The organism is Mesorhizobium sp. M0830 (genome assembly GCF_040319965.1).
GTDB lineage: Bacteria > Pseudomonadota > Alphaproteobacteria > Rhizobiales > Rhizobiaceae > Mesorhizobium.
In genome coordinates this window covers 1-21,722 of the sequence record NZ_JAMYOR010000087.1, presented here as the reverse complement: position 1 = coordinate 21,722, position 21,722 = coordinate 1, and the positions used below count along the sequence as shown (strand labels likewise).

The 21,722-nt window shown below is 63.9% G+C and carries 23 protein-coding genes and 1 tRNA gene; 9 read left to right on the top strand and 15 right to left on the bottom strand.

Annotated elements, in window-relative coordinates; genetic code table 11:
- The first annotated feature begins 306 nt into the window (after positions 1–306).
- The gene (lpdA, locus tag NKI20_RS31050; RefSeq protein WP_352837685.1) at positions 307–1,698 is read left to right on the top strand and encodes a dihydrolipoyl dehydrogenase; all 1,392 of its coding nucleotides are present in this window, start codon (positions 307–309) and stop codon (positions 1,696–1,698) included.
- A gap of 174 nt (positions 1,699–1,872) precedes the next feature.
- Here the strand turns inward: lpdA and NKI20_RS31045 are convergent, their stop codons facing one another.
- On the bottom strand, positions 1,873–2,976 hold the full coding sequence (locus tag NKI20_RS31045; protein ID WP_352837683.1) for a saccharopine dehydrogenase family protein: 1,104 nt from the start codon (positions 2,974–2,976) through the stop codon (positions 1,873–1,875).
- 187 nt (positions 2,977–3,163) lie between these two features.
- Between NKI20_RS31045 and NKI20_RS31040 the strand changes: the two genes are divergently transcribed.
- Positions 3,164–3,592: an Lrp/AsnC family transcriptional regulator gene (locus NKI20_RS31040; RefSeq protein ID WP_352730749.1), complete on the top strand. Its 429-nt coding sequence runs from the start codon at positions 3,164–3,166 to the stop codon at positions 3,590–3,592.
- Positions 3,593–3,757: 165 nt separating this feature from the next.
- Here NKI20_RS31040 and NKI20_RS31035 read toward each other — a convergent pair whose 3' ends face one another.
- From NKI20_RS31035 to NKI20_RS31025, 3 genes are all read right to left on the bottom strand, one after another.
- Positions 3,758–5,128, bottom strand: a complete 1,371-nt coding sequence (locus tag NKI20_RS31035; protein WP_352837682.1) for a HAMP domain-containing sensor histidine kinase — start codon at positions 5,126–5,128, stop codon at positions 3,758–3,760.
- A complete protein-coding gene (locus NKI20_RS31030; RefSeq protein WP_352837681.1) occupies positions 5,125–5,802 on the bottom strand; it encodes a winged helix-turn-helix domain-containing protein in 678 nt (225 codons plus the stop codon). Before NKI20_RS31030 ends, NKI20_RS31035 begins: the two co-directional genes overlap by 4 nt.
- Positions 5,803–5,888: 86 nt before the next feature.
- Positions 5,889–6,680, bottom strand: a complete 792-nt coding sequence (locus tag NKI20_RS31025; protein WP_352837680.1) for a COG4705 family protein — start codon at positions 6,678–6,680, stop codon at positions 5,889–5,891.
- 255 nt (positions 6,681–6,935) lie between these two features.
- Between NKI20_RS31025 and NKI20_RS31020 the strand changes: the two genes are divergently transcribed.
- A complete protein-coding gene (locus NKI20_RS31020) occupies positions 6,936–7,571 on the top strand; it encodes a methyltransferase family protein (protein WP_352837678.1) in 636 nt (211 codons plus the stop codon).
- Here NKI20_RS31020 and NKI20_RS31015 read toward each other — a convergent pair whose 3' ends face one another.
- The 3 genes from NKI20_RS31015 to NKI20_RS31005 form a co-directional block, all read right to left on the bottom strand.
- Positions 7,572–7,784, bottom strand: a complete 213-nt coding sequence (locus NKI20_RS31015) for a hypothetical protein (RefSeq protein ID WP_352837676.1) — start codon at positions 7,782–7,784, stop codon at positions 7,572–7,574.
- Positions 7,781–8,536, bottom strand: a complete 756-nt coding sequence (locus tag NKI20_RS31010; protein ID WP_352837674.1) for a COG4280 domain-containing protein — start codon at positions 8,534–8,536, stop codon at positions 7,781–7,783. The genes NKI20_RS31015 and NKI20_RS31010 overlap by 4 nt, the downstream gene beginning before the upstream one ends.
- 225 nt (positions 8,537–8,761) lie before the next feature.
- Positions 8,762–9,247: a hypothetical protein gene (locus NKI20_RS31005; RefSeq protein WP_352608880.1), complete on the bottom strand. Its 486-nt coding sequence runs from the start codon at positions 9,245–9,247 to the stop codon at positions 8,762–8,764.
- Positions 9,248–9,406: 159 nt separating this feature from the next.
- Here NKI20_RS31005 and NKI20_RS31000 point away from each other — a divergent pair, with 159 nt between their 5' ends.
- Both NKI20_RS31000 and NKI20_RS30995 read left to right on the top strand, forming a co-directional pair.
- Positions 9,407–9,823, top strand: a complete 417-nt coding sequence (locus NKI20_RS31000; RefSeq protein ID WP_050589621.1) for a RidA family protein — start codon at positions 9,407–9,409, stop codon at positions 9,821–9,823.
- Between the two features lie 25 nt (positions 9,824–9,848).
- A complete protein-coding gene (locus NKI20_RS30995; RefSeq protein WP_352837671.1) occupies positions 9,849–11,084 on the top strand; it encodes an amidohydrolase/deacetylase family metallohydrolase in 1,236 nt (411 codons plus the stop codon).
- Between the two features lie 161 nt (positions 11,085–11,245).
- On the opposite strand, the gene NKI20_RS30990 is transcribed toward NKI20_RS30995, so the two are convergent.
- The 8 genes from NKI20_RS30990 to NKI20_RS30955 all read right to left on the bottom strand — a co-directional run bounded on the left by NKI20_RS30990 (position 11,246) and on the right by NKI20_RS30955 (position 18,529).
- The gene (locus tag NKI20_RS30990) at positions 11,246–13,024 is read right to left on the bottom strand and encodes an NAD(P)/FAD-dependent oxidoreductase (RefSeq protein ID WP_023763072.1); all 1,779 of its coding nucleotides are present in this window, start codon (positions 13,022–13,024) and stop codon (positions 11,246–11,248) included.
- Between the two features lie 351 nt (positions 13,025–13,375).
- The gene (locus NKI20_RS30985) at positions 13,376–13,879 is read right to left on the bottom strand and encodes a M24 family metallopeptidase (protein WP_352837669.1); all 504 of its coding nucleotides are present in this window, start codon (positions 13,877–13,879) and stop codon (positions 13,376–13,378) included.
- Positions 13,880–14,620 carry an aminopeptidase P family N-terminal domain-containing protein gene (locus tag NKI20_RS30980; RefSeq protein WP_352837667.1) on the bottom strand — a complete coding sequence of 247 codons (741 nt, stop codon included), beginning with the start codon at positions 14,618–14,620 and terminating at the stop codon, positions 13,880–13,882.
- Between the two features lie 246 nt (positions 14,621–14,866).
- Positions 14,867–15,430 (bottom strand): type 1 glutamine amidotransferase domain-containing protein, encoded by a 564-nt coding sequence (locus NKI20_RS30975; protein ID WP_352837665.1) that lies wholly within the window; start codon positions 15,428–15,430, stop codon positions 14,867–14,869.
- Between the two features lie 200 nt (positions 15,431–15,630).
- Positions 15,631–16,410, bottom strand: a complete 780-nt coding sequence (locus tag NKI20_RS30970) for a glycosyltransferase family 25 protein (protein WP_352730730.1) — start codon at positions 16,408–16,410, stop codon at positions 15,631–15,633.
- A 91-nt stretch (positions 16,411–16,501) separates the two neighbouring features.
- Positions 16,502–17,362 carry a DUF2182 domain-containing protein gene (locus tag NKI20_RS30965; RefSeq protein WP_352837663.1) on the bottom strand — a complete coding sequence of 287 codons (861 nt, stop codon included), beginning with the start codon at positions 17,360–17,362 and terminating at the stop codon, positions 16,502–16,504.
- Between the two features lie 9 nt (positions 17,363–17,371).
- Entirely contained in the window at positions 17,372–18,010 is a 639-nt protein-coding gene (locus tag NKI20_RS30960; RefSeq protein WP_352837662.1) for a DUF1326 domain-containing protein, read from the bottom strand.
- Positions 18,011–18,454: 444 nt separating this feature from the next.
- Positions 18,455–18,529: transfer RNA gene (locus NKI20_RS30955), tRNA-Gly, on the bottom strand.
- A 260-nt stretch (positions 18,530–18,789) separates the two neighbouring features.
- Between NKI20_RS30955 and NKI20_RS30950 the strand changes: the two genes are divergently transcribed.
- From NKI20_RS30950 to NKI20_RS30935, 4 genes are all read left to right on the top strand, one after another.
- The gene (locus NKI20_RS30950; RefSeq protein ID WP_352837660.1) at positions 18,790–19,287 is read left to right on the top strand and encodes a prolyl-tRNA synthetase associated domain-containing protein; all 498 of its coding nucleotides are present in this window, start codon (positions 18,790–18,792) and stop codon (positions 19,285–19,287) included.
- A gap of 83 nt (positions 19,288–19,370) precedes the next feature.
- Positions 19,371–20,372 carry a thioredoxin gene (gene trxA, locus NKI20_RS30945; RefSeq protein WP_352837658.1) on the top strand — a complete coding sequence of 334 codons (1,002 nt, stop codon included), beginning with the start codon at positions 19,371–19,373 and terminating at the stop codon, positions 20,370–20,372.
- Between the two features lie 93 nt (positions 20,373–20,465).
- The gene (locus NKI20_RS30940; RefSeq protein WP_352605698.1) at positions 20,466–21,137 is read left to right on the top strand and encodes an LON peptidase substrate-binding domain-containing protein; all 672 of its coding nucleotides are present in this window, start codon (positions 20,466–20,468) and stop codon (positions 21,135–21,137) included.
- A 167-nt stretch (positions 21,138–21,304) separates the two neighbouring features.
- Entirely contained in the window at positions 21,305–21,553 is a 249-nt protein-coding gene (locus NKI20_RS30935) for a Trm112 family protein (RefSeq protein WP_023763174.1), read from the top strand.
- Positions 21,554–21,722: the final 169 nt, after the last annotated feature.

Sequence of the window (21,722 nt, the reverse complement as noted above, 5' to 3'; positions counted from 1 at the left end):
CTCTTCAAAGAGAAGGCCCCTAAAGAATCAACCTTTCCACTCAACGCAAGACTTACTCTTACTCATATGCGATTCCCCTGCCCTCGAGGGGGAGATGGCCGGCAGGCCAGAGGGGGTCGGTACGACTGGACGCGACCGCCTTGCGCGACAGATGCAGGCTGGCGCTCTACGCCCCGGCGACCCCCTCTGTCGCCTTCGGCGACATCTCCCCCTCGAGGGGGGAGATTACGGGCTTCAAGGGGGGCGCGAAGGATCGCTGCAGAGCGCTCTTTTCGAGCAGGCGCGACAAATAGTTAGGATGCCATCATGAAAGAAATCTCCTGCAAGCTGCTCGTCATCGGCGCCGGTCCGGGCGGCTATGTCTGCGCCATCCGTGCCGGCCAGCTCGGCGTCGACACGGTGATCGTGGAAGCCGGCAAGCCGGGCGGCACCTGCCTCAATGTCGGCTGCATCCCGTCCAAGGCGCTGATCCATGCCGCGGAAGAGTTCGAGAAGGTCTTGCACATGGCCGGCGGCGAGAGCCCGCTCGGCATCTCGGTCACCGCGCCGACGCTGGACCTTGCCAAAACAATCGCCTGGAAGGACGGCATCGTCAGCCGGCTCAACAGCGGCGTCGCCGGCCTGCTCAAGAGGGCCGGCGTGAAGACCGTGCACGGCTGGGCGACTTTTCGTGACGGCAAGACCGTTGCGGTCGAGACCGAGACCGGTAGCCAAGTGATCCGCGCCGAGGCGATCGTCATCGCCACCGGCTCGGCCCCGGTCGAACTGCCGTTCCTGCCCTTTGGCGGGCCGGTGATCTCCTCCACGGAGGCTCTGGCGCTAAGCGAAATGCCGAAAAAACTCGCGGTCGTCGGTGGCGGCTATATCGGACTGGAACTCGGCATCGCCTTCGCCAAGATGGGCGCCAAAGTGACCGTGGTCGAGGCCTTGCCACGGGTGCTGGCGCAGTATGACGCCGAACTCACCCGGCCTGTGGTCAAGCGGCTCTCCGCGCTCGGCATCGAGGTGATGACGGGCGTCAAGGCGAAGGGAACCAAGGGTGGCGCGCTGCTGGTCGAGACATCCGACGGCAAGAGCACCAAGGTCGCCGCCGACAAAATCCTGGTGACGGTTGGCCGCAAGCCGGTGACTGAAGGCTGGGGGCTCGAGCAGATAGACCTCGACTTGGCGGGCAAATTCATCCGCATCGACGACCAGTGTCGCACCTCGATGCGCGGCATCTTTGCCATCGGCGACGTCACCGGCGAGCCGATGCTGGCGCACCGGGCGATGGCGCAGGGCGAAATGGTCGCCGAGATCGTTGCCGGCCGCAAACGCAGCTGGGACAAGCGCTCCATTCCCGCTGTCTGCTTCACCGATCCCGAGCTGGTGACGGCAGGCCTGTCGCCGGAAGAGGCCAAGGCGCTCGGCGGCGAGTTCAAGATCGGCATGTTCCCGTTCGCCGCCAATGGCCGCGCGATGACGAAGCTCGGCGAGGACGGCTTCGTTCGCGTCGTGGCGCGGGCGGACAACCATCTGGTGCTCGGCATCCAGGCGGTCGGGCAAGGCGCGTCGGAACTGTCGGCGGCGTTCGGGCTGGCGCTCGAAATGGGCGCAAGGCTGGAGGACATCGCCGGCACCATCCATGCCCATCCGACGCAAGGCGAAGGCTTCCAGGAAGCCGCGCTCAAGGCGCTGGGGCACGCGCTGCATATTTGAGGCGGTGTGATCTCCCCCCTTGAGGGGGAGATGGCCGGCAGGCCAGAGGGGGGTCGGTTCGACTGGATGCGACCCTCCTTGCCTTGCGACAGATGGAGGTTGGCGCTTGACGCGCGGCGACCCCCCTCTGTCGCCTTCGGCGACATCTCCCCCTCAAGGGGGGAGATTAGGCGCTCAGCTTGCCAGACGGCTCGCCATCTCGTGTTGGGCATAGGCGCGGCCGAAGCGGTTGGCGAGGAAGGTGTCGAGCGCGATGTCTTCCTGCTTGACGAAGCCGGTCGCCGGCAGGCTGCCGTCGGCCAGCATGTCGAGCACGGCGCAGATGCCGGACGCGGTGGTGATCTGGATGGCGCTGCGCACCACCTGGCCAACCCGCTGGGAGTAGATCTTGTTGGCGTAGGTCTCTTGCAGCAGGCGGCCATTCTTGCGACCGGAGACGGTGACGAAGACGATTACCACGTCCTGCAGCGTCGCCGGCAGGGCGCTTTCGAAAATGTCCTTCAGCACGTCGCGGCGGTGGCGCAGGCCAAGGTCGTTGAGCAGCGCCTTCATGATCGCGGCATGGCCGGGGTAGCGGATGGTGCGGTAGTTCAGCGTGCGCACCTTGCCTTTCAGCGTCTCGGCCAGCGTGCCCAGCCCACCAGAGGTGTTGAAGGCCTCGTAGGTGACCCCGTCGAGCGAGAATTCCTCGCGCTCCTCCAGCGGCGGCACTTCGACCAGCTCGCCCTCGACGATCGCCTCGCAGGGTTCGCAATATTCGTTGATGACGCCGTCGGTGCTCCAGGTCAGATTGTAGTTCAGCGCGTTGGACGGGTATTGCGGCAGGGCACCGACGCGCATGCGCACGCTTTCCAGCGTGTCGAAGCGGCTGGCGAGGTCGTTGGCGACGATCGAGATGAAGCCCGGCGCCAGGCCGCATTGCGGGATGAAGGCGCTCTTGCCCGAGCGCGCCAGTTCCTTGACCCGGCGGGTCGAGACGACGTCCTCTGTAAGATCGAGATAGTGCACGCCGGCACTGGCCGCCGCCTCGGCGATGCGCGTGGTCAAATGGAAGGGGGCGGCGCTCAGCACCGCGAACTTGCCGGCGAGGGCCGCTTCCAGCGTGCCGGATACCTCGATGTCGAGCTCCAGCGTCGCAATCGTGGCCGGCAGTTCGGCAGCAGCGAGCTGCGCCGCCGAGCGGTCGACGAGCGTGACCTGATAATCCCCGGTGGCGGCGAGCATCTCGGCAATGGTCGAGCCTATCTTGCCGGCGCCGACAACAACTACTTTCTTCATGACCGATCCCTCACATTTTCTGTTCAATGCATGTCGTTGTCCCAAACCGCTGCGCACCCTCGGGTCGGGCCCGTGGGCATGCTTTTGGGCGACATGGATGAGGATCGCAGCTTGCCCGTCGAAAGGAAGCGTGGAATTGTTCGAAGCGAAACCATGATTGCGCGATCTGCCGACAGGAATCGTCGAAATGCTCAGTGACGCCGAACAGGCCCTGCTTTCGCTGCTGCGCGAGAACGCGCGCGCCTCGACCGCCGAGCTCGCGCGGCGGCTCGGCGTGTCACGCACGACCGTGCAGAGCCGGCTCGAACGGCTGGAGCAACGCGGAATCATCACAGGCTATGGTGTGCGGCTGGCGCCTGACTATGAGCAGGGGCTGGTACGGGCGCATGTGCTGCTCACCGTGACACCCAAACTCGCCGACAAGGTGGTGCGCGGCCTGCGCGCACTGGCACCGGTCAGGACGCTCCATTCGGTCAGCGGCAATTTCGACATGATCGTCATCGTCGACGCGCCGTCGATCCGCGATCTCGACCTGCTGCTCGACCAGATCGGCGCCATGGACGGGGTCGAGCGGACCTTGTCTTCGATCATCCTGTCGACGCGGATCGATCGGTGAAGCTGCTGATCTCCCCCCTTGCGGGGGAGATGGCCGGCAGGCCAGAGGGGGTCGGGTCGGCTGGATGCGACCCTCCTTGCGACAGATGGGGGTTAGCGCTTCACGTGAGGCGACCCCCTCTGTCGCCTACGGCGACATCTCCCCCTCAAGGGGGGAGATCGGCCTCTAATCCGTCGCCACGGGAAAGTTCACCGCCACCTCAAGCCCGGGCCGGCAATCGCCCAGCGCGATGGATGCGCCATGCAGATCGGCGATGGCCCTGACGAGGCTGAGGCCCAGCCCGCTGCCGGGTGTCGAGCGGCTGTGGTCCAGCCGGTAGAGCCGCTGGAACACTTTTTCGCGCTCGTCGGCGGGAATGCCGGGACCGTTGTCGGCAACGCTGGCGACAACGTGGTCGCCCTGGCGCGTCACCGACAGTTTGATGGATGTGCGTGATGGACAATGGCGCAGTGCGTTCTCGACCAGATTGGCGAACATCTGCGTCAGAAGCTCGCGATCGCCGAGGATCCGGTCCGTCGTTTCCTGCCGTTGCGCCAACGACAGCGATTTCCCGTCGTCCTCGGCCACGTCGGCATAGATCTCGGCGATGGTTTGCAGCACCTCGCCCAGATCGACATCGCTGAACCGCGCCCGGCGCGCCCCGGCCTCGATCTGGGCGATGCGCAGCAACGCGTCGAAGGTCTCGTTGATCTGCAGGCTCTCGGCATGCGCCTCGGCCAGCTCACCGGCGATTTTTTGACCGGACAGGTTCTTTTCGGACGCGCTGTCGAGGATCATCTGCAGCCGGTTGAGCGGCGTCTTCAGATCGTGCGCGATGTTGGCGCTGACCTGTTTCATGCCTTCGACCAGCGCCGACAGGCGATCGAGCGCAGCGTTGACCTGGGTTGAGACGATGTCGATATCGTCGCCCTTGCCGGTCAGCGGAATGCGGGTGTCCAGCCGTCCGTGCGAGACGTCCACCATCGTGGCGGCGATGCCGTCGAGACGGCGCTGGACGCGCGAGGCAAGCAGGGCGCCACCGGCGACCGCCAGCCCGGTGATGATGAGCGTCCCCCAGCCGAAGCTCATCAGCACGATCGTCTCCAGCTCCTCCGTCTCGGAAAGGCTGAAGGCGACGGTCAAGGTGTTGCCGCCGACCGGACCGGAATAGGCGCGGTACTCGGCGCCCGGCGGCACGCCGGGCATTTCGGCATCGAACATCGAGAAGCCGTCGGGAAGTCCCGCTGCGGTGAAATTGCCGGCCAGGCGGTTGCCGGCCGCGTCGGTCAGCGAAAATAGCTGCTCCTTCTTGAGGCTGCGCATGGAGTGGCTGCCGACGGTCTCCACCAGCGCCTTGAGATCATTGTCGCCATAGGTCGCGGCGACGACCGCGTAAGTCTCCTTGATTGTGTCGTCGAGCCGCTCGGCAAGATCGGCGCTCATCATCTGGTAGACGATGGCGCCCGATAGCACGAAGGCCAGCACGAACAGGAAGGCGAAGGTCAAGGCAAGCCGGAACGGCGTGCTGCGCAGCAGGCGGGACCATGTTCCGGTCATGACGGCGCGTGCAGGCTGTAGCCGGTGTTGCGGACCGTATGGATGAGCTGGGTTCCGAAGGGTTTGTCGACCTTGGCCCGTAGCCGGCTGATATGGGTTTCAACGACGCTGGTCCTGGGATCGAAATGAAAATCCCAGACACGCTCCAGAAGCATGGTGCGGGTGATGACGCGGCCCTCGCCGCGCATCAACACTTCCAGCAGGCTGAACTCCCTCGGCTGCAGGTCGATCGGCTGGCCCCGCCTGATAACGCGGCGCATGATCAGGTCCATCTCCAGATCGGCAACCCGCAGAACGGTCTTCTGCTCCTGCGCCGCCGGCCGGCGGCCAAGCGCATTGATGCGGGCGAGAAGCTCGGAAAAGGCGAAGGGCTTGACCAGGTAATCGTCACCGCCCGCCTCGAGCCCCTCGACGCGGTCGTCGACGCCGCCGACGGAGGTGAGGAAGATCGCCGGCGTCCCCACGCCGGCAGCGCGAACGGACTTGATCATCGACAGGCCGTCGAGACCGGGGATCATCCGATCGGCGATAATCACGTCATAGTTGCCGCTGGTCGCCGCGAAAAGCCCGTCATGGCCGTTGCGGAGCAAGTCGCAGACATGGCCGGCCTCGGTCAGTCCCCTGACGACGTAGTCAGCCGTCCTGTGGTCGTCCTCGACGAGAAGCAGTCGCATGAAAGGTCCGGTCCGTTGCCGAGATTGGCAAGCTACCACCGGCATGGGGCCGTTCCTAGGATGTCACGAGCGCGCAGGGGTTCGGTTCAGTCCGATTCCAGCAGGATTTTGTCGGCATCGTCGTCCATCAGGGTCATGTGGAGGACGACGGCAATGATGCCGCCGAGGAAGAGCAGGCTGGTGAAGGTGGTGCCGAAGCCCAGGCCGCCATGCCCGGTCGAGCGCGACAGCAGGTCGCCGAAGGAGGCGCCAAGCGGCCGCGTCAGGATGTAGGCGAGCCAGAAGGCCAGGATGCTGTCCAGATCGAGCAGCCAGTAGGCGAGCGTGATGAGCGCGATGACGCCGCCGAACAGCAGCCCCGTGGTGAGGTAGCCCATGTCAAAGCTTTCGGCGACGAGATCGCCGGCGGCGGTGCCGAGCGAGAAGGTCAAGAGTATCGCCAGCCAGTAGAAGATCTCGCGCCTGGTGGTGAAGATGGTGTGGATCGACAGCGTCCTTTCGCTGGCGTACCAGACCGCGAATGTCGCGGCGAGCGCCACCGAGAAGGCAATTGTCGTCGTCTGCAGGCGTACGCCGAAAGTGTCGACGAGGTTGTCCGTCACCAGCGTGCCGACGACGCTGACCAGTAACACCGCCAGCCAGTATGCCCATGGGACGTAGCGTTTCTGCGCGAATTGGGCGACAAGCGCGGCTACCAGGACGCCGCTCATGACCAGCAATGTGACGGTCAACCCGAGTCCAAGGTTGACGGCGAGATAGTCGGCTGCGGTCTCGCCTGTGGTGACCGCCATCAGTTTGACAAGCCAGAAGTCGAGCGTGACGTCGGGAACCCTGTTCTGGGTCGGCGCGGCGGGTTGTTGTCTGTTGGGCGAGAGCATGGCGGATATCCCGAGATCTTCGATCGCGGCGCAGCAGAGCCGAGCCGGCATGCCGCACCGTAGGCGGCAGAGTTCACCTCAGCCTGTCCTGCGGCATACAAATTCGTAAGAATGGGCATGGGCTGCGCAAAAGACCTTTACGAATGCCTCGCGATACGCTGATGAAATGCGAGGGCCTTGCATCCGCCATCAATGTGGTGATCAGTGCTCCGAAACCTGGCCAACGCCCGCTTTGGAAGCCCAAGGAAAACAAGAATGACCTACGCTTCCCTCAAGCCGGTTTCTCGGGCCTTCGACCAGCGCAAGCGGTTGATCTTCGTGCGGGCCGCGGCGGTGCTGGCGGTGCTGCTCCTGTTTCTCACCAAACCTGGGTTGACGGAGGGCTCGGACGGGCACGAAGCGCTCGAACTTCTCGGCTTGTGCCTGGTGCTCGTCTGCGTCGTCGGGCGGCTCTGGAGCATCCTCTATGTCGGCGGCAAAAAGAACCAGGAACTGGTCTCGACGGGACCGTTCTCGACAACGCAGAACCCGCTCTACTTCTTCTCGACGATCGGCGCGATCGGCATCGGATTGGTATACGGCTCGATGTTTGCGGCGCTGGCGTTGGGCCTTGCGAGTTTTTTCATCTTTCGCGCCACGGCGCGCAAGGAAGCCGAATTTCTGCTGGGCAAATTCGGCCCGGTCTACCTTGCCTATATCAAGATCACGCCCCGGTTCTGGCCAAATCCCTTTCTGTACCACGACCATGACGAGCTGCAGTTCTCGACGCGGGCCCTCAAGCGGACATTTTTGGACGGCCTCTATTTCCTCGCCATCTTCCCGGCCGTCGAACTGGTCGAGCATTTCAGGGCGACCGGCCTGTTGTTCCCAGCCTTCGTCACGCTCTACTGATCAGCGCCGCCGCACCGCTGCCCGCCGCGCGCTGTGTGCCAGAATAGCCAGGCAGCCGATCAGCAGCAGGATGCCGCCGAGGCGCGGCGGCAGCGCCAGCAGCTTCACCGCTGCCGTGACCGCCGCCGTCAGGATCAGCGCCAGCAGCGCCAGGCTGCCGTCGTCCATGAACATGCCGATAAGATCCTTGAGAGCGATGCGCACGACGCTCATCGAAGGTGTTCTCCGGTTGGAGCGCGATGGGTGTCGCGCAACCAGCGGACGATGGCAAAGGATGCGAGCGCCATGACCGCGAAGATCGCCAGCAATGTGAGATCGGCACCGGGCCAGTCGGCGCCAATACCTTCACCGGTCCAGAAAATGCCAAAGCTGGTCAGCATCACGCCGACGACGAACTTCAGCGCGTTTTCAGGAACGCGTGCCAATGGACGATGGACGGCGAGGCCGATGATCATCACCAGGACGAACGCTGCCAGCGCCCCAAGGCCGGCGTTGAGTGTTTGTCCATGTGCGCCGCCAACCGCGATGACGATGAACACCACCTCGACACCTTCCAGCAGCACCGCCTTGAATGCCGCCAGCCCGGCCAGGTAGTCCGCGCGGCGGTCGCCGGCCTGCTGGCGAAGTACCGCGGTTTCCTTCGAGAACGCCGCCTCCTCGTCATGCAGCGGGACGATCCCGACGCTGCGCAGAATGGCCTTGCGCAGCCACCGCATGCCGAACAGGATGAGCAGGACGCCGACCGTGAATTGCAGCGCGGTGATGGGAACAAGCGCCAGCAACGGCCCGAAAGCCAGCACGAGCGCCGCCAGGAGTGCCAGCGCCAATGCAGCGCCGGTCAATGCCGGCCGCCAGCCTCGGGTCAAGCCGACCGCGAGCACGATTGTGAAGGCTTCGACCACCTCAACGAACGAGCCGAGAAAGGCCGCGCTTACGGTGGAAACCAACGGTGCGAAATCAGTCATGGCTGCTGTCCCCGCAGGAATGCAGGCTTTTCTACCATAGACATTGCCGCGGCGCCCAACAGCATTCTTACAAATCCGTATGCAGCAGGGCGGCCGAGGCCTGACCCACGGCAGGCATAGTTAACCGGCTAATGGTGGCGGCTTCCCCTTCGCTGTCGCGGCTTGCCAGCTACTTGTTTTGCCCAACTCTCCATGGAAAACCGCTACAAACTTTCCTGGGTTCGCCTAGCCGCCGAGCGGATGCGGCATGTAGCCGACAAAACCCGCGATCTTCCAGCTGCCGCCGACCCTGGTGCAGAAATACAGCGTCTGCCACTTCAGCCTGTCGACGCTGCCGTCCGCCTTGGCGACCGAGCCGTCGAATTTCTTGTGCAGCACGGCGCGGTCGCCGTCGACATCGATGTCGCGCATGTTGGTGACGCGAAACAGCGCCTCGCGCAGCGGCTCGGCGAATTTTGTCGCCGCGGTCTCCTTGGCCTGACGCAGCCACTCGTCGCGATAGACTTCCAGCCGCGGAAACTGCAGCCGCCAGGCGTCGGCATTGCTGAGGAAATGCGCGTGCATGCCGAAGAAGCTTTCGGTCACGAAATCGTTCTCGACCATCGCCCAGTCCTGGCCGATGAAGGCGTCGATGTCGCGCCGCACCAGCATTTCCCATAGCGCGTGGCGATCGGCATCGCCTGCCGGAAACGGGTTCTTGTCGTAGGTCATTGCTGTTGTCTCCGGTCTGCCAAACGCGTCTTTCCGTTGCGGCCTACAAGGCGGCCCGATTGGGCGCACGATGCAAGCGCTTCTGTAATAAAGCAACATGAATTCCCTGGAATGTTGCTTTCCAACAAAGTTCTATGAGGATCGTCCCGATCGGGGTAAATGTCGACGCAAGCGGGCGCATCCCGTCCCTGTACCAGAGGAGGTTATCCCTTGCCCAAGCAGACTTTCGGAACATCCCATGTGCCGTTGTCGCCGGCCGTGCGGGCCGGCGATCTCGTCTACATCTCCGGCCAGGTGCCCATCGGCAGCGACGGCATAGTGGTCAAGGGCGGCATTTCGGAGCAGACCGAACAGGTGCTCGCCAATGTGAAGGCGGCACTGGCGCTCGCCGGCTGCACCCTGGACGATGTGGTCAAGACCACGGTCTGGCTGGAAGATGCGCGCGATTTCGGCGCCTTCAACGCGGTTTATGCCAGGCACTTTCCGAAGAACCCGCCAGCCCGCACCACGGTCGAATCGCGGCTGATGATCGATATCAAGATCGAACTCGAGGCGGTCGCCTACCGGCCTCTGTAAGCGAACGGCGAACCGGGTGACCTCGATGCAATTCGACCTCCTGCTTAAGGGTGGACGGCTGATCGATCCGGCGTCCGGCATCGATGCGCCGCGTGATGTCGCCATTGCCAATGGCCGGGTCGCCGCGATCGACGCCGATATCCCAGCCGACCGCGCCGCGCAGGTCGTCGATGCCACCGGCTGCATCGTCACATCAGGCCTCGTCGACCTGCACAGCCACGTTTATTGGGGTGGCACTTCGCTCGGCGTCGATGCCGATCGGCTGGCCGCCAAGAGCGGCACCACCACCTTCATCGATGCGGGCAGCGCGGGAGCCGGCAATTTCCTTGGCTTCCGCCGCCACGTCATGGAGCGCTCGAAGGTCCGCATCCTGGCCTATGTCAACATTTCCTTTGCCGGCATTTTTGGCTTCTCGCAGACGGTGTCGGTCGGCGAGTGCAGCGATCTCAGGCTGTGCGATCCGCGCGAGGTGGTCGCGGCAGTGCGCGAACATCGCGACGTCGTGGTCGGCGTAAAGGTCCGCTCCGGCAAGCATGCCGGCGGCACCAGCGGCATCGTGCCGGTCGACCTCGCGCTGGAGGCCGCCGACCAGGCCGACCTGCCGCTGATGGCGCATATCGACGAGCCGCCTCCAGGCCGCTCGGAAGTGCTGCCGCGCCTGCGCAAGGGTGATATCCTCACTCATTGCTTCCGGCCTTTCCCCAATGCGCCGGTGTTCGCCTCCGGCGCTGTGCGACCGGACATGCGGCTGGCGCGCGAGCGCGGCGTCATCTTCGATCTTGGCCATGGCATGGGCTCGTTCGATTTCGCGGTCGCGCGGGCGATGCTCGAGGAAGGGTTGGCGCCCGACGTGATCAGCAGCGACGTGCATCTCTACTGCGTCGACGGGCCGGCCTTCGACATCCTGGTCTGCATGTCGAAGCTGCTGGCGCTCGGCATGCCGCTGGTCGAGGTTTTGCGCGCCGCGACGCAAACGCCAGCGCGGGCGATCGCGCGGCCCGATCTCGGCACTCTGGCGGTCGGCACCGTCGGCGATGTCGCCGTGCTGCGGCAGCGCCCGGGCCGCTTCACCTTCGTCGACGCGGTCGGCGCCTCGCTGGTCGCCGACCAGCGGCTGGTCTGCGAAGGCATCGCCATCGGCGGCACGTGGTGGCCAAACGAGGCGGTGAACGACGTCAGCGAGACCGAGCGTTTCGAGCCGCATGGGTCGCATACGCATATCGAGGTGGCGGCCCAGCATTTCCGGCACCGGCATGATTAGCTGATCTCCCCCCTTGAGGGGGAGATGGCCGGCAGGCCAGAGGGGGTCGGTTCGACTGGATGCGACCTCCTTGTGGCAGATGGAGGTTGGAGCTTTACGTGAAGCGACCCCCTCTGTCGCCTTCGGCGACATCTCCCCCTCGAGGGGGGAGATCAGCAGCGTCAGCTCACCGCTCCATAAACCGGCGTCTCAATCCCCTCCATCCGTGCTTTGATCTGCAGCGCTACATACTTCGAATAGAAGCGCGACAGCGCGAGGTTGCCGCCGTGGAACCACAGCGCTTCCTGCGCGGTCGGTTTCCACATGTTGCGCAGCTCGCCCTGCCATGGTCCGGGATCGCCCTTGACGCCCGAGCCAAGACCCCAGCAGGGGCCGACCTTGTCGGCGACCTCGCGCGAGACGATTTGCGCCACCGTCTCGTTCATCGACTGATAGCCGGTGCAGGCGATGATCGCGTCGGCGGCGAGTTCGGTGCCGTCCTCGAACAGGATGCCGTCCTGCGTCAGCGATCTGATGGCGACGCCGCTGCGGATGCCGATCTTGCCGTCGATGATCAGGTCGGACGCGCCGACATCGATGTAGTAGCCGGAGCCGGTGCGGTAGGCCTTCATCAGAAGGCCGGTCTCGTCGTCGCCGAAATCGATGGCGAAGCCGGCGGCTCGCAGGCGGGCGTAGAAGGCCGCGTCGCGCGCCTTGATCACCTCGTAGAGAGCCCGCTGGCCCTTGGGTACGAGCGCGAACGGCATCGAGGCGACGATCATGTCGGCTTTCTCGGTGGTGATGCCGCGCGCCAATGCCTTCTCCGAGAAGATCTCGAAACCGACCTCCATCAGCGTGTCCGACTTGACCACGGTGGTCGGCGAGCGCTGGATCATGGTGACGTCGGCGCCGCTTTCCCAGAGATCGACACAGACATCATGACCGGAGCTTGCCGCACCGATGACCGCGACGCGTCTGCCGTGGAACTTCTCGCCGCTGTCATATTGGCTGGAATGCAGCAGCTCGCCTTTGAATCGATCGGCGCCCGGCAGGTCGATCCGGCGCGGTGGACCATAGGCGCCGGTGGCGAAGACGATGTGCTTCGGCTTCAGCGTGATGTGCCGGCCGGCGCGATCGACCATCACGGTCCAGACTTTCTCCGCCTCGTCATAGCTGGCGCTGAGGCAGTTCGTGGCGGGCCAATAGTTGAGCTCCATCACGCGCGTGTACATTTCCAACCAGTCGCCCATCTTGTCCTTGGGCGTGAAAACCGGCCAGTTTTCCGGGAAGGGAATGTAGGGCAGATGGTCGTACCAGACCGGGTCATGCAGCACGAGCGTACGGTAGCGGTTGCGCCAGGAATCGCCGGGCCTTGAATTTTTCTCGATGACGATGGTGGGCACGCCGAGCTGGCGCAGCCGCGCGCCCAGCATGATGCCGCCCTGGCCGCCGCCGATGACCAGGCAATAGGGTTGCTCTTCTGCGCCAAGCTTGCGTGTCTCGCGCGCCCGCGCCTCCGACCAGGTCTCACGCTCGGGATCGGCCTTGTGGCGGACGCCGAGCGGACGCTTTGCCCCCTTGCGCTCCTCGAACCCTTTGAGCTCGGTCATCGCGGTAAACAATGTCCGGCAGCGGCCATCGCGCAGCCGCATGATGCCCTCTCCTGACGCCACAGCTGTCTCGAAGCTGAGCCAGGCCTCGATGGTACCCTCGTCCGAAGTCGCCTCGCCGGTCAGCTGCCATGCCGTCGGCCTGGTCGTCGCCAGCGTTGCCTCGAGCATGCCGGCGATCGCGTCGCGGCCTTCCATGGTCGTGATGTTCCAGGTGAAGGTCAGGAGATCGCGCCAGTAGCAGTCGTCGACGAACAGGTTGCTCGCTGCCGCCCCATCGCCCGCTTCGAGCGCGTGCGCAAAAGAAGCGAGCCATGCCGCTGCCTGTTTCGATGGTGCCATGTCCAGCATTACTTCCCACTTTCGTTTTGGCGTTGGCCTCGCCCGTTCTTTCCTTCTCCACTTGTGGGAGAAGGCAGAAGCGCAGCCTCAATCCCCGAGCGGCTCCATCTCCTTGCCGGAATCCTTGATCAGCCAAGTGATGTCGAGGATGCGCATGGCAGGATCGCGCCCTCCATATCGTGGCCCGGATCAGGTCCTTCCTGGCTGCCAGCTTCGGTCATGATCCTTTCCCGGGTTGCGAGGCAGACTTCTTAGCATGTTTGCAGGCCATGGCTCCACGTGGGCCATTCTGGATGATGACCACTGGCGCAGTATGACACCCGGAAGTAAGCCGACCACAGAGCGCCCCAAGGGCCTTCGCTATCCAATCACCTCCAGCCGCCTCGGCAGGCGGTTCATGGCGACAGGTCCATCCGGCGTGATCAGGAACTGGTCCTCGAGATTGAAGCTGGCGAGGCCATCGATGTAGAGCGGGATCTCGAAAGCCAGCACCATGCCGGCTTCGATCGCGACATCGCTGTCGGCCGCAATGAACGGCCATTGTTCGGAAAAGACCGATTGTCCGACGCCATGGCCGAAATGACCGCGGCGATAGGAGCGCAGCCCTTGCCGCGACAGGCTCTCGGTGGCGACGCGATGCACGTGGGCGAGCGTGGTCCCCGGAACAAGGGATGCCAGCCCGTCCTCGAAGGCCTGTTCGGCGATCGCATGCAGCTCGGCCCGCTCAGCGGATGGCGGCCCGAAGGTGAAGTTTCGCGACATGTCGGAGGCGTAGCCGCCGACGGTGCAGACCATGTCGCACTTCAGCGGGTCGCCGGGCACGGCTTTCGCATCGGCAGCCTTGGCCTTCGCGCCCAGCGTCACCTATTCGGCCGTCGCCACGAGATGGGACAGGCCCGCCGCGGCGCCGGCGACGCCTTCCCGGTAGAGGGCAATGAGATCGGCCTGGCGCATACCGGCCATCGCATCCACCTGCAGCCGCTCCAACCCGGCCTCCGACAGGGTGATGCCTTGCTGCAAAAGGTCGATCTCGCGTTGCGACTTGATGGCCCGCAGCCTGTCGATCGCGGCCGAGCCATCAACCATGATGCAGGCCGGCAGCAACGCCTGCATGGCCAAGAAATCTGCGGCGGCGATGAAATCGAGATCGACGCCGATCATTGCGCGGTCGAGACCGAAGCAGGTCAAGATCTCCTTCAGCGCGCGGACGGAATTGGCCAGGTCGAATGTCGCCGGCCGCGAGAAATCAGGCGCCCGGCCGGACGATGTCAGGCCAGCCTCGATGCGTTGCGCCAGCGCCAGGCCGGACGTCGAGGCGTCAACCGTAGCCGTTTCGATCCAGACCGGGTGGCTGCGAATGACAGCTTCGGGCAGTGCCGCCTGCAGCTGCGCCGCATTGAAGTCCGCGACCACCACGCCGATCGGCAGGTCCTGGCCAGCGGGGATGACGACGAAGCCGGCACCGGCACGCCGGAACAGTCCCGCCGGACCGATCGAGGCGCCGGTCGCATAGTGGAAGGCCTCGGGCGCGCACAGCACCAGCGCCTCGATGCCGGCGCGATCCATCAGTTGAGCCGCGCGCTGGCGGTCGACAAAGCCTGTCATGGGTTTCTCCGAATGTCCGAAGCGGCAACGGAGCATTCCGGACAGCGACGATCAAGTGGCAGATGGGGCAGGCGTTGTGCCGCGGGACACAACCCGGCGGTTTCGACCACTGCCCTTTCCGGGCGCGGGTCTGAAGCGATCGCCCCTGCGATGACGCAGGGAGCAACGGACGGAAACCGCTATCTGATCGATTCCAGCTTGGCGACGGCTGCGTTGGGCTTCGGCTGGGCCGGCCTGGTGGGCGGGCTAAGCCGCGGCGCGCCTGTCGTGCCGCCCTTCTCTGATTTCCTCGGCGAGCTTGTCGCAGAACGCGTCGAGATCGCCCGGGTTGCGGCTGGTGACAAGCCCTTGCTCGGTGACCACCGCGCTGTCTTCCCAGACCCCACCGGCATTGATCACGTCGGTCTTGATCGATTTGTAGGACGTGACCCGGCGGCCCTTCACAATTCCGGTCTCGACGAGAAGCCAGGGCGCATGGCAGATCGCGCCGACGACCTTGTTGGCCGACCAGAACGATTTGATGAAATTGAGGACTTTCGGCTCGATCCGCAGCAGATCTGGGTTGATAACGCCGCCGGGCAGCACGATCGCGTCGTAGTCATCCGCCCGCGCCTCATCCAAAATCTTGTCGACGGGAACCTCGCGGCCCAAATCCTTGTGGTCCCAGCCTTTGATCTTGCCGCCTGCGAGCGACACGACATCGACCTCGGCGCCCGCTTCGCGCAATTTCTTGAGCGGCACCTCAAGTTCGGCCTGTTCAAAGCCATTTGTCGCAAGGATAGCGACGCGCTTGCCGGAAATGTCCTGCATGGTTTTTCTCCATCATTGGGTTGATGGAAGGGCTAACGAGGTCCAGCGGGAAGCGTTCCTTGCTGTAACTTTATGTGACTTCTGGAGGATGGTCGAAGGGATTTCGGTCAAGTATTCGAACCGGCCCGGTCAATGATGTCGACCCAAAAGCCGGTTGAAACCAGGTTCGGCCGCGCAGCCTCGCCGGGTCGCGGCGAGCGCTACATATGGCCAACGAGCTGTCGGCGATATTTTTTATACTGCCACTCGATGCGCTTGTACCAAAGCGGCCGTTGACTGTCGGGATTTATGGACGTCAAGAAGGCGCCATTGTGCGTGCCCTGCTCAACAAAGGGTCTCTCGAACCAAAGCACCTCCACCCCGAGCGCCGCGTCCGCACCGTCGATCTCGTGGCCGATCGGCGCGGACATCTTGCGTGCATCAAACCAGGCGCACCTCTCGGCTGCCACGGAGCGGGTGATGATATAGGAATCGGTGGATCTGCCGTGAGGGGCTGGATAGAGATGTTGTCCGCGCTTCAACTTGAACGCCGAAATGTAGTACGTACCGGCATTGCCGATATAGATGACGGCCTTGCGGTTTGGATCGCCGAGCTCCGCCAGAGCCGCGTTAAATTTCGTATTGAAATTGGCGGCCAGGAAAACGTCGTCCTCAAAGACCAGACAATAGGGCTTGTCGGTCTGCAGAAACTCACGCCAGATCCCGATGTGTTTCAAGGAGCAGGACAGTTCCGCCAGTTTGAGAGCGCCTGGCACGGTAAGCCTTTCGACCTCTTCGTCAGTAATATCTGAAACATCCCAGTGAAGATACCAGGTGGCCGGGATACCATGGCGAGCGACCTGCCTTGCAATGTGCTGTTCGCGGTCTTCATAGCCCTGCTTGACGTGGCAAACACGTACATAGACCTGGTCGGCGGGAAACGTAGGCATTTGCCGTGTATAGCCATCGGCTTTTTGCGAGTCTACGCCTTGAACGGTCACGGGACACAGCTTCTTATTCGAGTCGTGCTGAAGCTCTTTGATTTGGAGGCGGATTCAAATTCAGGTCGAATCGACCTGAAACCATCCGGTTCTAGCCGCTTGTCCAAGGCATCTCGATCACCCCGAGCGATACGGCGATCCCGAGGGCAATTAGCGCAATGCCCAAAGCAGCTTCGAAGCGTCGGCCACGCTGCATCAGCTTCTCGACGAAGACGATCAGTGTCAAAAGCAGCATCCAGGCGAGGCTCATGACGCCGGCTGCGACCAGTATGGCGAACAGCGCCCAGCAGCAACCGAAGCAATACAGCCCGTGGCGCAGCCCCATCTCAAGCGCGCCAACCCGCCCGTCGCGCCAGTGCTGGGCAACGAAAGCGAGCGGCGAGCGGCAATGGCTGAGGCAAATGTGCTTGAGGGTCGTGAACTGGTAGAGGCCGGCGACGCCAAGCGTGGCACCCAGCGCGAGCGGCGCCCATTTCGACCGCTGGGGCGGATCGAGGCTTGTCGCGAACTCGCTGCCGAACTGGACCAGGACATACACGAGAAGGCCCGCTGCCGCCCAGACGAGAAGGTAGCCCGCGACGAAAATCCAGGTCGGAATGGTCACCTGCCATCCCCGCCTGGCTTGCGCCGCCGCGAACATAAAGATCATGGGCGCCGCGGCCGGCAGCATCATAGCCGCCATCATCACGGTCCATACTGCGAGAAAGGCGGCGACGCCGGCGAGTGACCAGCCGTCGGCCGCAATTCCGGCCATCGCCATGCCGGCCATGCCTTCCATACCCTCCATCCCGCCGCGCACCGCAATGCCCATGGGCATGTCCATGCTGAAGGTCTGGTAGAGGGTGAGCGCCCATGCCGCCGCCGTCAGTACGACGAGCGACGCGAGAAGGCCGAGCGGAATGCCACGCAAATTCCCGAGCCGCCACGTTTTCCTGGGGAACGCGCCGGGCATCGGCACGCCCTAGTTCGGGCCGGACCAGTCGAACGGAATGTGCTTGCTCGAGCGGGCCGTGCCCGTCCAGTCCAGCCCGAAGCCTTTGGTGCTTACCTCGACAGAACGCCCCCAGGTGGCAACCTGGCCTGGGCCGACCTCCGAGCCCGGCGGGTTGATTGTCTGCACCCGCTTGCCGGGCGGTGTCGTAGGACCGGAAAGCGCTTCCGCGCGACCGACGACGAGGCCAGGAATTTCGACTCGCCAGCTGGCGAGGTCGCCTGCCACCTCGAAAGTGATTGGCACAAACTCCATGCCACGCATCTCGCCGATATTGGCGGCAAAGCCCGCCGGCCAGCCGCCGGCGTGGCCGCCGAAGATTACCTGCAGGGCTTCGCGCTGCGACTCATTCGCCTTCTCGTCGAGGTACATGCCCATCACGGCTTTTGCCTCGCCGGCCCATAGATTGCCTTCGAACTCGCCGAGCGCAACCAGCGTCAGGCCGTCGAGCTTCACGTCGCCATACTGCCCCTCGCGCACATGCCAGGCGAGCACGCCCTGGCAGTGATTGCCGGTTGGTCGCTGGGCGAACTCGCACGGGCAAGGGATGTCGCAGCTGCAGATGTCGAACCAATCGCCCGCGAGGCGCCATTGAGGCACTGCGTCCATGGCTCTTTCCTCCCGAAATTGAGCAGCAATCATACGTCGAACCTTGGGCGCACACCAGCAGTTCTGCGTCGCTCCGCGATTTGCCGCTCAATCCGGAAGCCCGCTCTTGCGATCGTCTGGCGGTCCTTGCGTCCACGCTCGAGACACGCCAGGCGTAAAGACGCCGTTCCAGATCGACACCGGCGCGGCGCCGCTCAGCAGAAGCGGAATGCGGGCATCTCAGCCAGCGCGGCGCTCGATTCGATGCCTGGAATTGGGGAAAATCCACGGTGCATCCAGCGGCACGAAAGAGGCTCTAAGGAGTCCTCACGCTTGCCTTCGGATAGGCTGGTTGTCGGCGATCAGGATCGCAATTGCAAGCCGAACTAAGACACTCCCCCGGACCCAGACAGCAAAAAGGCCCGGTTACCCGGGCCCTTGATGCTTTTCAAATCAAAGAAGATTTGGAGCGGGTGAAGCGATTCGAACGCTCGACCCCAACCTTGGCAAGGTTGTGCTCTACCCCTGAGCTACACCCGCTCACACGGCGTCTTGGCCGCAAGCCGGGCCTATATGGCTGAAGAGCGCGGCGATTGCAACAGGGAAATCGCAGGCTTTTTTGTGACACGGCGGGCGATGCCGGCAAGCCACCGGCGCGGTGGCGGGCGTGCGAGCGGCAGGCGGCGGGGGCGCCACCGCGAAGGGCGGTGCCGCTCACGGTGATGTCGCATGACGGTCTTGTGTCGGCCGCCCCATTGGCCGTAAACGGCATGGCTGAGAAACCGGGCGAAGACAAACCGATGCCGAAGACCAAAGCCGACCTGATGGCCTTTCTTGCCGAACTCGGGATCATCACGTCGACGAAACGCCATCCGCCTCTCTACACGGTCGCCGATTCACAGGCGCTGCGCGGCGAAATCGCCGGCGGGCACACGAAAAACCTGTTCCTGAAGGACAAGAAGGACAATTTCTTCCTGGTCACCGTCGCCGAGGACGCGGTTGTCGACCTGAAGCAGATCCACCAGGTGATTGGCGCCGCCAGCCGCGTCTCCTTCGGCAGGCCGGAGATGCTTATGGAGCTGCTTGGCGTCACGCCGGGCGCTGTCACGGTCTTTGGCGTCATCAACGATACCGCAAACAGGGTCAAGCTCGTGCTCGACAAGGATTTGATGGAGCACGCGGTGATCAATGCGCATCCGCTGACCAATGAGGCGACGACGTCGATCGCCGCAGGGGACCTGATCAGATTCGTCGAGGCAACCGGGCACGATGCTGCTATCTTGAAAGTCTCCGCGTGATCGCCACATGGATGGCTTGAAACCGATGGTCTGAAGGAAATGGCGCCGGCTGCCAGCCGGCCCGCTACGGAAGGGTTAAAGAGATGAGCGACAACAATCCGTTTGGCGGCCCCTTCGGCGGCAATGGTGGCCAGTACACCACATCGGTGCAGTATGGCGGCACCGCGTCGGCGCCGGCGAAGGTCGCGCTTGGCGATGCGCCCACTGCCCCTGCCAATGTCATCAAGGACACGACGACCGCCGCTTTTGCCGCCGACGTCATCCAGGAATCGCGCCGCCAACCGGTGCTGGTCGATTTCTGGGCGCCCTGGTGCGGGCCCTGCAAGCAGCTTACGCCGCAGCTGGAAAAGGCGGTCAAGGCCGCCGGTGGCAAGGTCAAGCTGGTCAAGATGAACATCGATGATCATCCGTCGATCGCCGGCCAGCTCGGCATCCAGTCGATTCCCGCGGTCATAGCCTTCAAGGACGGCCAGCCGGTCGACGGCTTCATGGGCGCCATCCCCGAGAGCCAGATCGCCGAATTCATCACCAAGGTCGGCGGCAAGGGCGATGGCGCGCCGCCGGTGGCCGAGGCGCTGGCCGCGGCTGCGGAAGCGCGCGACGCCGGCGACATGCAGACCGCGGCCGACATCTATGATGCCATCCTGGCGCAGGCGCCGGAGACCGTCGAGGCGATCGGCGGCCTGGGCGAGCTTTTGTTCGAGGCTGGCGACGTGCAAGGCGCCGAGGCACTTTTGGCAACAGCGCCGGAAGCCAAGAAGGATGCGCTGCCGCTGGCCGCCCTGCGCGCCAAGATGGCGGTTGCCGCGCAAGCGGCCGCGCTTGGCAATCCGGCCGAATTCGAGCGGCGCCTGGCGGAGAATCCTGGGGATCATCAGGCGCGTTTCGATCTTGCCATGATCCAGAACGCCAATGGCGACCGCACCGCGGCGGCCGATAATCTGCTGGCCATCATCAAGGCCGACCGGACCTGGAACGAGGACGGCGCCAGGACGCAATTGCTGCAGCTGTTCGAGGCCTGGGGCATGACCGACGAGGCGACGCTTGCGGCGCGGCGCAAATTGTCGGCGCTGCTGTTTTCCTGACCTTGGTGTTGTTTTGCCGCACGGGCTTGGCGTCGGCGATCAGCGCGCCAGATTAATGCATGCGCTTCGTGAAGAAGCGATCGGAGGAATGAGGTGCAAGCGGGAAACGCGCATTACCGGCTCGCCAAGCATTTGCCATCGACGATCCCGATCTTTCCGCTCGAGGGTGCGCTTTTGCTGCCGGGGGGCCGCATGCCGCTTAATATTTTCGAGCCGCGCTACCTGCAGATGGTGGACGAGGCCATCACCGGCTCGCGGCTCATCGGCGTCATCCAGCCCAGGCTCGATGGTGCGCTGCGTGCCGACGGCGAGCCGGAGCTCTGCAATGTTGGCTGCGCCGGGCGCATCATTGCCTTTTCCGAGACCGGTGACGGCCGCTATCTGGTTTCGTTGCAGGGCGTGTGCCGGTTTCGCATTGCAAGCGAATTGACGGTCAAGACGCCGTTTCGCCAGGCCAAGCTGGCGCCCTTCCTGGCCGATCTCGATGAGGATCAGGCGGCCGACGAGATCGACCGGCCATCGCTGCTCAAGGCATTTCGCGCCTATCTGCAGGCCAACGACCTGGAAGCCGATTGGGAAAGCGTCAGCCGGGCCGAAAATGCCATGCTCGTCAACGCGCTGTCGATGATGGCGCCCTACGGGCCGGCCGAGAAACAGGCGCTGCTTGAAGCAGCCGACCTGAAGACCCGGGCCGAGACGCTGATCGCCATCACCGAAATGGCGCTGGCGCGCGAGAATGAGGACTTTGGTTCGAGCCTGCAGTAGGATGTGCCGATATTCAGGTGAGGCCGGCCTGCAAACGGAGGCTTCCTGCGCTTCCGGTGCTCACGTACCCAAAGTACGCTCCGCTCCGGTTCTCGGGATCAGCCGTTTTCGGCTCGGCCTGACCTGACTCAACACATGTTAGGCCCGCAACTGGCTGGGAAGATCTTATGGCGGCGGTTGGACGTGACGGGAAGAAGGTCAATGTCGACCCCAAGCTGCTGGAGCTGTTGGCCTGCCCGCTGACCAAGGGGCCGCTGACCTGGGATCCGGAGCGTGGTGAGCTGGTCTCGCGGGTCGCCAAGCTCGCTTATCCGGTGCGTGACGGCATTCCGATCATGCTGCCCTCGGAAGCGCGGACGCTCTCCGTGGAGGATGTGCTGGCCCCCCCGCCGCCGCGCCTGGGTGGGCCGGGCTGAATTCGAGCGCCGTGCGGCGCAGAAATTGCCGTGGCTGGCGGGCCAGCACCCCCCTCTGGCCTGCCGGCCATCTCCCCCGCAAGGGGGGAGATTGGCTGTCACCACGGCTTTCGCCAATATTTGACGTTGGAGCGGGCGAGGCGCTGAAACTGCCGATCTCCCCACTTGA

Bases quoted from the DNA above. Each gene is read 5' to 3' on its own strand.
- lpdA (WP_352837685.1), top strand. From the start codon at position 307: ATGAAAGAAATCTCCTGCAAGCTGCTCGTCATCGGCGCCGGTCCGGGC.
- NKI20_RS31045 (WP_352837683.1), bottom strand. From the start codon at position 2,976: ATGAAGAAAGTAGTTGTTGTCGGCGCCGGCAAGATAGGCTCGACCATT.
- NKI20_RS31040 (WP_352730749.1), top strand. From the start codon at position 3,164: ATGCTCAGTGACGCCGAACAGGCCCTGCTTTCGCTGCTGCGCGAGAAC.
- NKI20_RS31035 (WP_352837682.1), bottom strand. From the start codon at position 5,128: ATGACCGGAACATGGTCCCGCCTGCTGCGCAGCACGCCGTTCCGGCTT.
- NKI20_RS31030 (WP_352837681.1), bottom strand. From the start codon at position 5,802: ATGCGACTGCTTCTCGTCGAGGACGACCACAGGACGGCTGACTACGTC.
- NKI20_RS31025 (WP_352837680.1), bottom strand. From the start codon at position 6,680: ATGCTCTCGCCCAACAGACAACAACCCGCCGCGCCGACCCAGAACAGG.
- NKI20_RS31020 (WP_352837678.1), top strand. From the start codon at position 6,936: ATGACCTACGCTTCCCTCAAGCCGGTTTCTCGGGCCTTCGACCAGCGC.
- NKI20_RS31015 (WP_352837676.1), bottom strand. From the start codon at position 7,784: ATGAGCGTCGTGCGCATCGCTCTCAAGGATCTTATCGGCATGTTCATG.
- NKI20_RS31010 (WP_352837674.1), bottom strand. From the start codon at position 8,536: ATGACTGATTTCGCACCGTTGGTTTCCACCGTAAGCGCGGCCTTTCTC.
- NKI20_RS31005 (WP_352608880.1), bottom strand. From the start codon at position 9,247: ATGACCTACGACAAGAACCCGTTTCCGGCAGGCGATGCCGATCGCCAC.
- NKI20_RS31000 (WP_050589621.1), top strand. From the start codon at position 9,407: ATGTCGACGCAAGCGGGCGCATCCCGTCCCTGTACCAGAGGAGGTTAT.
- NKI20_RS30995 (WP_352837671.1), top strand. From the start codon at position 9,849: ATGCAATTCGACCTCCTGCTTAAGGGTGGACGGCTGATCGATCCGGCG.
- NKI20_RS30990 (WP_023763072.1), bottom strand. From the start codon at position 13,024: ATGCTGGACATGGCACCATCGAAACAGGCAGCGGCATGGCTCGCTTCT.
- NKI20_RS30980 (WP_352837667.1), bottom strand. From the start codon at position 14,620: ATGACAGGCTTTGTCGACCGCCAGCGCGCGGCTCAACTGATGGATCGC.
- NKI20_RS30975 (WP_352837665.1), bottom strand. From the start codon at position 15,430: ATGCAGGACATTTCCGGCAAGCGCGTCGCTATCCTTGCGACAAATGGC.
- NKI20_RS30965 (WP_352837663.1), bottom strand. From the start codon at position 17,362: ATGCCCGGCGCGTTCCCCAGGAAAACGTGGCGGCTCGGGAATTTGCGT.
- NKI20_RS30960 (WP_352837662.1), bottom strand. From the start codon at position 18,010: ATGGACGCAGTGCCTCAATGGCGCCTCGCGGGCGATTGGTTCGACATC.
- NKI20_RS30950 (WP_352837660.1), top strand. From the start codon at position 18,790: ATGCCGAAGACCAAAGCCGACCTGATGGCCTTTCTTGCCGAACTCGGG.
- trxA (WP_352837658.1), top strand. From the start codon at position 19,371: ATGAGCGACAACAATCCGTTTGGCGGCCCCTTCGGCGGCAATGGTGGC.
- NKI20_RS30935 (WP_023763174.1), top strand. From the start codon at position 21,305: ATGGCGGCGGTTGGACGTGACGGGAAGAAGGTCAATGTCGACCCCAAG.